The sequence below is a fragment of the Methanobrevibacter sp. genome (assembly GCF_045220775.1).
Taxonomy (GTDB): domain Archaea; phylum Methanobacteriota; class Methanobacteria; order Methanobacteriales; family Methanobacteriaceae; genus Methanocatella.
On the sequence record NZ_JBGUWC010000098.1, the window covers coordinates 1 to 10,892 of the forward strand.

13 protein-coding genes and 1 pseudogene are annotated in these 10,892 nt (G+C 35.2%); all 14 read left to right on the plus strand.

What is annotated here, in order from left to right; genetic code table 11:
- Positions 1-249, plus strand: a pseudogene (gene rpl13p / locus ACJROP_RS06020) (50S ribosomal protein L13); the annotation flags it as partial.
- A gap of 18 nt (positions 250-267) precedes the next feature.
- Entirely contained in the window at positions 268-669 is a 402-nt protein-coding gene (locus ACJROP_RS06025) for a 30S ribosomal protein S9 (RefSeq protein ID WP_406534582.1), read from the plus strand.
- Positions 670-716: 47 nt separating this feature from the next.
- The gene (locus tag ACJROP_RS06030) at positions 717-890 is read left to right on the plus strand and encodes a DNA-directed RNA polymerase subunit N (RefSeq protein WP_406534583.1); all 174 of its coding nucleotides are present in this window, start codon (positions 717-719) and stop codon (positions 888-890) included.
- 66 nt (positions 891-956) lie between these two features.
- Positions 957-1,154, plus strand: coding sequence for a DNA-directed RNA polymerase subunit K (locus ACJROP_RS06035; RefSeq protein WP_292740280.1), 198 nt, complete (start codon positions 957-959; stop codon positions 1,152-1,154).
- A gap of 135 nt (positions 1,155-1,289) precedes the next feature.
- Positions 1,290-2,534 (plus strand): phosphopyruvate hydratase, encoded by a 1,245-nt coding sequence (gene eno / locus ACJROP_RS06040; protein ID WP_406534584.1) that lies wholly within the window; start codon positions 1,290-1,292, stop codon positions 2,532-2,534.
- A gap of 20 nt (positions 2,535-2,554) precedes the next feature.
- A complete protein-coding gene (locus tag ACJROP_RS06045) occupies positions 2,555-2,749 on the plus strand; it encodes a 4Fe-4S dicluster domain-containing protein (protein WP_067043591.1) in 195 nt (64 codons plus the stop codon).
- Between the two features lie 14 nt (positions 2,750-2,763).
- Positions 2,764-3,366 carry a 30S ribosomal protein S2 gene (rpsB, locus tag ACJROP_RS06050; protein ID WP_406534585.1) on the plus strand — a complete coding sequence of 201 codons (603 nt, stop codon included), beginning with the start codon at positions 2,764-2,766 and terminating at the stop codon, positions 3,364-3,366.
- 9 nt (positions 3,367-3,375) lie between these two features.
- A complete protein-coding gene (locus ACJROP_RS06055; RefSeq protein WP_406534586.1) occupies positions 3,376-4,224 on the plus strand; it encodes an MEMO1 family protein in 849 nt (282 codons plus the stop codon).
- Between the two features lie 9 nt (positions 4,225-4,233).
- Positions 4,234-5,196, plus strand: coding sequence for a mevalonate kinase (gene mvk, locus ACJROP_RS06060; protein WP_406534587.1), 963 nt, complete (start codon positions 4,234-4,236; stop codon positions 5,194-5,196).
- A gap of 4 nt (positions 5,197-5,200) precedes the next feature.
- Positions 5,201-6,001 carry an isopentenyl phosphate kinase gene (locus tag ACJROP_RS06065; RefSeq protein WP_406534588.1) on the plus strand — a complete coding sequence of 267 codons (801 nt, stop codon included), beginning with the start codon at positions 5,201-5,203 and terminating at the stop codon, positions 5,999-6,001.
- Between the two features lie 3 nt (positions 6,002-6,004).
- Positions 6,005-7,051 carry a type 2 isopentenyl-diphosphate Delta-isomerase gene (fni, locus tag ACJROP_RS06070; protein ID WP_406534589.1) on the plus strand — a complete coding sequence of 349 codons (1,047 nt, stop codon included), beginning with the start codon at positions 6,005-6,007 and terminating at the stop codon, positions 7,049-7,051.
- 3 nt (positions 7,052-7,054) lie between these two features.
- Complete coding sequence (locus ACJROP_RS06075; protein ID WP_406534590.1) at positions 7,055-8,398, plus strand: RNase J family beta-CASP ribonuclease; 1,344 nt, start codon at positions 7,055-7,057, stop codon at positions 8,396-8,398.
- 19 nt (positions 8,399-8,417) lie between these two features.
- Positions 8,418-9,398 carry a short chain isoprenyl diphosphate synthase IdsA gene (idsA, locus tag ACJROP_RS06080; protein ID WP_406534591.1) on the plus strand — a complete coding sequence of 327 codons (981 nt, stop codon included), beginning with the start codon at positions 8,418-8,420 and terminating at the stop codon, positions 9,396-9,398.
- Positions 9,399-10,575: 1,177 nt separating this feature from the next.
- A partial coding sequence (locus tag ACJROP_RS06085) for a F420-dependent methylenetetrahydromethanopterin dehydrogenase (RefSeq protein WP_406534592.1) occupies positions 10,576-10,892 on the plus strand: 317 nt, incomplete at its 3' end.

Consider the following 10,892-nt stretch of genomic DNA (forward strand, 5'->3'; position numbering starts at 1 on the left):
AACCCTCGTGACTTAGGTCCTAAATATCCTAGAAGACCAGATGATATATTTAGAAGAACTGTAAGGGGAATGTTACCTTTCAAAAAAGCAAAAGGTAAAACTGCATACAAAGGCTTAAAAGCATTTGTTGGCGTACCAGCAGAATATGCAGATGCAGAACTCACTTCAGTTCCTGAAGCAGAATACAAAGATCTTAAAAAAGGTATCGAGTTAGGAGAAATTTCCAAACTTTTAGGAGCTACCTTTTAGATAAATGGATGTGTGATTATGGTTAAAGTTATTCATACTAGTGGAAAACGTAAAACAGCTATCGCAAGAGGTACTGTTCGTGAAGGAACTGGTAAAGTAAGAATTAACAAAGTTCCTTTAGAATTATACTCCCCGGAACTTGCTAATTTAAAATTACAAGAACCATTAAAATTAGCAGGCGACTTAGCTAATGAAGTTGACATCAATGTTAAAGTCATTGGTGGAGGAGTAATGGGCCAAGCTGAAGCTGCACGTATGGTAATTGCAAAAGGACTTGTCCAATGGTCACAAGATATGGATTTAAAAGAAAAATTCATTCAATATGACAGAACCATGTTAGTAGGTGACCCAAGACGTTCAGAACCTAAAAAATATGGTGGTCCTGGAGCAAGAGCACGTAAACAAAAAAGTTACAGATAATTTCATCTGTAATTTAATATTTTATTTAAACTAAAAAGATGATATAAATGATTCCTATAAGATGTTTAAGTTGTGGTAAACCTGTTTCAGCTTACTTTGATGAATATAACAAAAGAGTAAATGAAAATGGTGAAAAGTCTAAAGATGTTTTAGATGACTTAGGTTTAACTAGATATTGTTGTAGAAGAATGTTAATTTCTCATGTGGAAACTTGGGAATAATTTTTACAAGTTGTAGGGATATTGTTTTATTGTAAATGTAAATCTTGGTAAAATATATGCCTAAAAATGGAAGTAATATTCATGAATGTTGAAAAAAAGTTAACAAGGTTTGAAAGAGCTAGACTTCTTGGAGCTAGAGCAATTCAAATATCTATGGGGGCTAAACCTTTGGTGGAAATTAAGGACTCTTTAGATCCAATTGACATAGCTTACGAAGAACTCAAAGCTGGAGTTTTACCATTAGATGTAATTAGAGATGAATAAATAGTTTTTCTATTTATTCCTAATATTTATTTAAAAAAAATAAAAAATACCAACATAACTCTATAAAGAAACTTACTGATTTTTTAAGGGTATAGGTTAGTTGGTAATAAATTAAATGGCACTGAGGTGTTTTTTTTGGTTAGTATAATAGAGGACGTCCAAGTTCGAAAGATTTTGGACAGCAGAGGTAACCCGACTATTGAAGTAGATGTAGTTACTTGGAATAGTTCAGGTAGAGCTGCCGCACCTAGCGGGGCAAGTACTGGTTCAAGAGAAGTAGTATCCTACCCTAAAGGTGGAATTGATGAAGTTGTAAGTGAAATGGAAGACCTAATCGCTTCTGAACTCATCGGAATGGATGCTGAGGATTTGGCAACTATCGATGAGGTATTAAGGGAAGTTGACGGAACCGACAATCTATCTGCTATTGGAGGCAATACTACTGTAGCAATCTCAATGGCAGTAGCTAAAGCTGCAGCTGCATCTTATAATATGCCATTATATAAATACATTGGTGGAAACTTAGTTAATGAATTACCTTTCCCTCTTGGAAATATGATGAATGGAGGAGCACACGCAGGCATTAATGCACCGGATATTCAGGAATTCTTAGTTGTTCCTATTGGAGCCACTAGCGTTAGTGATGCAATTTTTGCCAATGCTTCCGTTCATAAAAGATTGAAAGAATTAATTCAAACTAAAGATTCAAACTTTACCGGCGGTAAAGGTGATGAAGGAGGATGGGTGCCTAATATTGCAAATGATTCAGCTTTAGAAATCCAAGCTCAGGCTTGTGAAGAAGTTGGTGATGAGTTAGGTATTGAAATCAGACCTTCTTTAGACATGGCCGCATCCGAATTATGGAATGCGGATGAGCAAAAATATGTTTATGCTCAAGATGGTATTAAAAGGGATACCGGAGATCAAATAGATTTCGTAAAAGATATTATTGATACTTACAATATGTTTTATGTAGAAGACCCATTTGATGAAGCCGACTTTGAAGGGTTTGCTCAATTGACTGCAAAAGTAGGGGATAAATGTCTGATTTGCGGCGATGATTTATTTGTAACAAACAAGGAAATCTTAGCTAAAGGTATTGAAATGAAAGCTGCAAACGCCATCATTATCAAACCGAATCAGATTGGTTCATTATCCGAAACTTACGCTACAGTAAAATTGGCTAAGGAGAATAACATTGTTCCGGTAGTATCTCACAGATCCGGTGAAACTACTGATGAAACTATTGCTCATCTGGCTGTTGGTTTTGCATCTCCAATGATTAAAACCGGAGCTATTGGTGGGGAAAGAATAGCTAAATTAAATGAGCTTATCCGTATTGAAGAAGAGCTTCCAAATCCAAAAATGGGGACATTTTAAAACGTTTTGGGGAGATTAATATGGCTAAAGTAACTATTGATTATGATAAATGTGATGGTGCTGACTGCGCAGAATGTGCTGATGTCTGCCCTATGGAAGTTTTAGTTCTTGAAGGAGACAAGATTGTAATTACCGATCCTTCAGAATGCAGTTATTGTGAAGTATGTATGGACGTTTGTCCTAATGAATGTGTAAAAATTGAAGATGAAGATTAAATATAGGTGAAAAAATGGCAAATGACGAACTTTTAATTGACTTAGATAATTATTTAGCAGCTGGTTTACATATCGGAACCCAACAAAAGACTAGTGATATGGAAAAATACATTTTCAGAGTAAGATCCGACGGTTTATACGTATTGGATATTCAAAAAACCGATGAAAGAATCAGACAAATTGCAAAACTTTTAGCAAAATATGACCCAGAGGATATTTTAGTAGTGGCTACCAGACAATACGGTCAGGCCCCTGTTAAAAAATTCGGTGAAATTACCGGTGCAAAAACCATTCCTGGCAGATTCATCCCTGGTACTTTAACTAACCCAAATTATGCTAAATTCATCGAACCAAAAATTATCGTTGTAACTGACCCAAGATCAGATGCTCAAGCAATCTTAGAATCCAAACAAAACGGAATTCCTGTTGTAGCATTATGTGATACTGAAAACTTACTCAGTTTTGTTGATATTGCAGTACCTGTAAACAACAAAGGTAGAAAAGCTATTGCTTTAGTATACTGGTTACTTGCAAGACAAATCTTAAGAGAAAGAGGAGACATTCCTGAAGACGGTGACTTGGATATTGAAGCAACTGACTTCGAACTTAAATTTTAAGTGAGTCAAATGATAAGACAACCTGCTGTTGCTGGAGCATTTTATCCGCGAGATGCTGAAAATCTAACAAGACTTATTGAAAGCTGTTTTTTAGATGATTCAGGCGTCGGTTTTATTCCAGAAATAAGTAATTTTGAAGGTACAGAGTACCCTATCAATGTTATGGTTCCACATGCAGGTTATCAATATTCAGGTGCAATAGCTTCACATGGCTATTGCAAAATCGTTGAAAATGGTTTTCCTGAAGTTTTTATTATATTGAGCCCTAACCATACGGGTTTCGGTAGCGAAATTTCTGTTTTTAATGAGGGGGAATGGATCACTCCTTTGGGCAGTGTTGAAGTGGATGGTGAATTTGCGGATGAGATAATTTCCGTTTCGGATTTTGCCAGCGCAGATTTTCATGCCCATATTCGAGAACACAGCATAGAAGTCCAGCTACCATTTTTACAATATTTTTCTTCTGATTTCAAAATAGTTCCCATTACTATGGGAACTCAAAATTTCCTAACTTCAACAGATTTGGCTAATGCCATTTTTGAAGCGGGAAACAAATTGGATAAATCCTATTGCGTTATTGCCAGTACTGACTTGTCCCATTTCAACAATCAGGAAAAGGCAAATAAAGTTGATGGATTTGTTTTAGAGGACATTGAAGAAATGAATGAATTCAAATTATTTGAAGAAGTTATTCAATACAATATTACAATGTGTGGTTATGGTCCGGTAATGACCACTATTTCACTTTCAAAGAGGCGTGAAATGGATACTTGTGAGCTATTGGCTTATCGAACAAGTGGAGATGTTACCGGGGACTTAACATCAGTTGTAGGATATGCTTCAGGAGTTTTTAAATAAGGTGTTTTTATGATAGCTAAGGCTTCTGCTCCGGCAAAAACTATTCTGTTCGGCGAACATTCTGTAGTTTACGGAGAACCTGCTATTGCAGGGGCAGTTAATAAAAGAGCATACGTCACAATTAAAGAGTCAGATTCAGATGACTCCATCTTCAAAGCACCTGATATTGGATTTGAAGCAATATTGCTTTCAAAAGAAAAAAAATATATCCTAACAAAAGGAAAGCCAGGCATTATCAGATACATTTTAGAATCTCTTTACAGAGCACACGACCATTCTCCAATAGAAATTACATTGTCATCAAATGTTCCTATTGGTTCCGGACTCGGTTCATCTGCAGCCGTTACAGTAGCTACGCTAGCTGCATTATACAGATATCATAATGTTCGTTTCAATAAAAAGTCTTTGGCCCATGATGCTCATATGGTTGAGCAAGCGGTTCAGGGAGTAGCCAGTCCACTGGATACTCTTGTTTCCACATATGGAGGGCTTGTTTACTTGTCAAGAAATAAAAAAGTGGAACACTTTAAAGTGAATTTCAATGCTCCTTTGGTTGTAGGCTATACAACAAAACATGGAAACACCGGAAAGATGGTTAAAGACGTAAAGAACCTTAAGAATAAAAATCCAAAAATCATTAATCCTGTTATTAGCGCAATGGGAAACCTGACAAATTATGCAAAACAGGCAATCTTAAAAAAGGATTACAATAAAATTGGTGAATTGATGAATATTAATCATGGATTTTTGGATGTTATCGGTGTAAACACATTAGAATTGTCTCGTATGGTTTATAATGCAAGAGAAGCTGGAGCTATTGGTTCCAAAACTACCGGTGCAGGTGGTGGAGGCAGTATTATTGCACTTTGTCCGGGAAAAGTTGATGAAGTGGCGGAAGCTATTGCTCGCGATGATAATATTTTGAAAGTCAGATTTACTAGAAGAGGAGTTTCTTCAAGGGTTTACAAGTGATTTTATGATTATCTTAAAGATTGGCGGAAGCATATTGACCAATAAGGACTCCAAAGAAAGTGAAGTTGATGTTGCAAGCCTCAAAAGGATTGCTTCTGAAATCAAATCTTCATTGGAAAAATCAGATAAGGAGCTAATCATTGTCCATGGTGCAGGATCATTCGGACATCCGCCAGCCAAAAAATACAAAATCGGCGAGAAATTCGATAAATCAGAGTGGCCTCAAAAAAGGATAGGTTTTTGCGAAACCCAGAATGCAGTTAAAAAACTGAACATGCTTGTTTGTGAAGCATTTATAGAGGAAGGGTTGCCTGTTGTAGCAGTTCCTGCTTCAAGCTTTATGACAGCTACCAATAAAAGGATAACCCATGGAAATCTTGATTCCTTTAAAAGATACTTGGAAAAGGGATTTATTCCGGTAATCTATGGTGATGTCGTATTGGATGAGGAGTTGGAGATTTGCGTAATTTCAGGAGACCAGCTCATACAATACTTGGCAATTAATCTTAACCCTGATAGAGTGATACTCGGAACAGATGTTGACGGCGTTTATAACAAGAACCCGAAAACTCATGACGATGCAATATTTTTTGATAGATTTTCTTCTCTTGAAGATTTAGACACGCTGGAAGGAACAACAAATGTTGATGTAACCGGCGGAATGGTTGGAAAAATTAAAGAATTATTATATTTAGCGGATTTAGGAATCGAATCTAAGATAATAAATGCTGAAGTTGAAAATAATATTTTTAAGGTTTTAGAAAACGAAGAAGTTAAAGGAACTGTAATTTCAAGGGGAAATTAACATATGATTTCAGATAGAAAATTAGAGCATTTATTAATATGTGAAAATTATGACGTAGAGTTTAAAGACAAAACTAATGGATTTGAAGACATAGAATTAATTCATAATGTTTTACCGGAAATAGACAAACAGGAAATTGACTTGTCCACAGATGCTTTCGGTAAAAAATTAGACTCACCTTTATTTATAACAGCCATTACTGGAGGTCATCCTGCTGCAAAGGAGATCAATAAACAATTAGCAATTGCCGCTGAAAATAATGGAATTGCTATGGGTGTTGGATCTCAAAGGGCAGCATGTGAACATTCGGAATTGGAAGATACTTATACAATTGTTCGTGAAAACGCTCCTGACTGTTTATTGGTAGGAAATATTGGAGCTCCACAATTGAACTTGGCCGAAAAGGCTGTCGAAATTTTAGATGCGGACATTTTGGCCATTCATTTAAATCCTCTTCAGGAATCAATTCAGCCTGAAGGCGATTTGGATGCAAGAGGATATATTGATTTAATCAGCCAGATAACAGATTCCGTAAGCATTCCAGTACTTGCAAAGGAGACTGGTTGCGGAATTTCAGCAGAATCAGCTCAACTGTTAGTTAATGCTGGAGTTAATTATATTGATATTGAAGGGGCAGGCGGAACAAGCTGGGCCGCTGTTGAAACATACCGTGCAGAAGATAGGTATCTAGGCGAAATATTTTGGGATTGGGGAATTCCAACTGCAATTAGCACAGCCGAAGTTGTTAATGCGGTTGACGTTCCGGTAATCTCATCCGGAGGAATTCGAACAGGTCTTGAAGCGGCTAAAGCTATTGCTCTTGGAGCGGATGCTGTAGGTATGGCATTGCCGTTTTTAAAGAATTCTTCTTCTCAAGAAAATTTAAATAAGTTTATTCAAAGATTTAATGATTCATTAAGAATTGCAATGTTTTTAGTGGGAGCTAGTAACATTGAAGAATTAAAACGATCAAATTTAGTCATTCGTGGGAAAACAAGAGAATGGCTGAATGAAAGAGGTATTAACACAAAAAATTATTCAAGGAGATGAAACATGAGCGTTGAAGTAATCGCTATTGGTGGATACCAGGAAGTCGGGAAAAACATGACTGCAGTCAAAATTGGCGAAGACGTTATCATTTTTGACATGGGTATTCATCTTGACAGAATTAGTATGCACGAAGATACAGATATCGACAGGATGCATAGTTTAGATTTAATTGAAAGAGGGGTAATTCCTGATGATACATTAATGAAAGATGTTGACGGTAAAGTAAAAGGAATTGTCTTTTCACACGGTCACTTGGACCACATTGGTGCCGTCGCCAAATTGGCACATAGATATGATGCACCATTAATTGGAACACCCTATACTGCAGCTTTGATTGAAAAGCAGATTAAAGGGGAACGTAAATTCAAGGTAACTAATGAAATTAAACCGTTAAACCCTGGAAATAAATTAAAACTTTCAAAGGATATCACTTTGGAATTTGTTCAATCAACACACAGTATTCCTCAAGCGGTATTTCCAGTTTTGCATACTCCAGAGGGGATTATTGTTTATGCATTGGATTTCAAATTTGATAATCACCAAAAAGTATCTCCGCCGCCTGATTATAAAAGATTAAAGGAATTAGGAAGAGAGGGAGTGCTTGCATTAATAGTTGAAACAACTAATGCCATAAATTATAAGGAAGTAAAAACTCATTCAGAGCGTATTGCCCGCAATATTTTAGAGGATGTAATGAAAGGGCCTTTAGAAGAAGATACAGGTATGATTGTTACAACATTCTCATCCCACATTGAAAGGGTGCAGGCCATTGCAGACATTGCTAAAAAAAGCCATAGGGAAATATTTTTCCTCGGCAGGTCAATGGAAAGGTTCTGCGGTATTGCACAAAACCTGGGAATTTTAAAATTACCGAAAAATGCCAGCATTTACGGATCTCCGAAGGCTGTAAATAAGGCATTAATGAGGGCTGATGAAGATAGGGCCAATTATTTACTTGTAACTACAGGTCACCAAGGAGAACCTGATGCTCTTCTTCCAAGAATAGCTAATGGCAGAACTCCTTTCAACATTAAAAAGGGTGACAACGTTATTATTTCCGCACCTATTATTCCAAACCCGACCAATGCTGCAAATAGACATATCATGGAAAGGAGATTGAAATTAAAAGGTGCAAGAATTTATCCTAATGCTCACGTTTCCGGACACGCTGGAAGAGAAGACCACAGGGAATTTTTACGTATGGTAAAACCACAACATATTATTCCGGCACACGGAGATTTATCAATGCTTGCAGCTTATGCTGAACTTGCTGAAGAAGAAGGTTATAGGATTGGATATGATATTCACATATTAAGAAATGCGCAAGCACAAGTTTTTAAAAGTTAAAAGAGGAAAAGGGATTTAAATGAGCGATGTAAAAGAAGTACTCGGGAATTATTCAACTGACATTACAAAAACAATTGAACAAGAATTATCAATTATCACTCCTGATAATCTTGCTGAAGCATCAGTTTACCTTACAAGAGCTGGTGGAAAAATGCTTAGGCCAGCATTAACATTAATTGTTTCTGAAGCTGTTGGAGGAAATCGTGAAAATGCTTTAAAGTCTGCTGCGGCTATTGAACTTATCCACACATTTTCATTGATTCATGACGATATCATGGACCAGGATGATATGAGAAGGGGGATGCCTTCCGTTCACAAAGTTTGGGGAGATGATGTGGCAATTTTGGCAGGAGACACATTATTTTCAAAAGCATTTGAAATAATTATTGGGACCGAAGGAACCAGTTCCGATCAAAACAACAAGGCTTTAGCCACTGTTGCGGATGCTTGCGTAAAAATCTGTGAAGGCCAGGCATTGGACATGGGCTTTGAGGAAAGATTTGATGTTGAAGAAGATGAGTACATGGAAATGATTTTCAAAAAAACCGGCGCATTGATTGCGGCAGCCACTAAAGCTGGAGCAATCATGGGTGGAGCATCAGATGAAGTCATTGATGCAATGTATGAATACGGTCGTTTGATCGGTCTTGCTTTCCAGATTCAAGATGATTATCTTGATTTGGCTTCAGATGAAGAGACTTTAGGCAAACCAATTGGTTCTGACATCGGCAAAGGCAAGATGACCATCATTGCAATAAAAGGATTAGCTAGTGATGAGTCTGGAAGATTGCTTGAAATCTTAAAAGATGAAAATAATTCTGAAGATGATATAGCTGAGGCGATTGATATTTTAACAAATTGTGGTGCTATTGAATATGCTCGCAATTTGGCATTAGAATCTGTTGACAAAGCCAAAGAAGTACTCGAAATATTGGATGATTCTCCATCTAAACAGGTACTTGCTGACATTGCAGATTTTGTACTCGAGAGAAACGCATAATTTCTCTCAATTTTTTTATTTTACTCATATTTGTAATACTTTTTAATTATTTTTTATGTTTTTGGTTAGTATTAATTTTAAAAAAAGTATTACTAAATTTTTTCTATTATATTTGTGCTTCAATTTTAAAGATATTTTATTAAACTGTTTAATTTATTTAGTTTCATGTTATTGGTTCTAATTAAACTATTTTGCATATTTCAAACAATCTTTTATTTAATCTATATGATTAATTATGGTTTTCATTTTTTTGGCAATTATTATCATTGTCCATCGGAGGATTCAGAATTTTTTGCTGTCATTTTAAAATATTGAATGATGGTTTATTGCCAAAATAATTTATGATATTGCTTATTTTAATATTTAAACGTTATTTTTAAGAGTAATACTTTAATAACATTTATATATTTATTACTATTACTTACTATTAGGTTATTTAATTTAATTTCTTAATTAAATAATTTAAATTGCAATTATTAACGAATGATTATTTTAAGCAATGGGAAAATGTGATTGGTGTTGCCATGATTGTTATATCGTGGAAATTGCCATGCATATTCCATTTCAATCATTTGTTTAAAACTCAATGGTAACTATTCAATGATTATAAAACATTGCATGATATTCAATTAAAATTTGTAGGAAATTGTATACAAATCAGCCATATGGTACAATAACTACAAAAGGAAATAAACAATCAAATCGTTGGATAATCTGATATTAGTTTATCAAATTTTATCTTGAGTCGAATAATAGAATTTAACCAGCTATAGATGTAAATAGTTAATTATTAACTATTTGCATTTCTCCTTCCTAGATTATCTTTCTAAGATTAGTAATTTGTTACTAATGTCAGAAAGGTAGTTTATTAAATAGTTGATTTTTTCTGATTATTCTCCTTATCCGATAACTATTATCGTTTGAATACGAATTTTAGTTATTATTTTATTCAGTAGCTTAGAATATTAATTCTAAACGAGGAGATAGTTATATGTTTATATAGGAGGTTTCTTTTACTACCCGAATACTATTAAAATTATCAATTAAATTCATTTAATCAGTTTATCGTATTTGCTGTACTATTTTATTTAATCGATTTTTTATTTAGTTTAATCTAGTTAGTCAATTTTATTTTTTTAATTCTATTTGAAAAAATAAACAAATAAAAGGTGATATTATGGTTGTAAAAATTGCAATTATTAAAAGTGGTAATATCGGTACTTCACCTGTACTCGATTTATTGTTAGACGAAAGAGCAGACAGACCAAATATCGATGTAAGGACATTTGGATCTGGGGCAAAAATGAACCCTGAACAAGTAGAAGACGTCATACCTAAAATGGACGCTTTCGAACCTGACTTCGCAATCTTCATCAGCCCAAACCCAGGAGCACCTGGACCAGCAAGAGCAAGAGAATTATTATCTGAAAAAGATGTTCCTGCTATTATCATCGGTGACGCACCTGGTAAAGGTAAGAAAGATGAAATGGACGA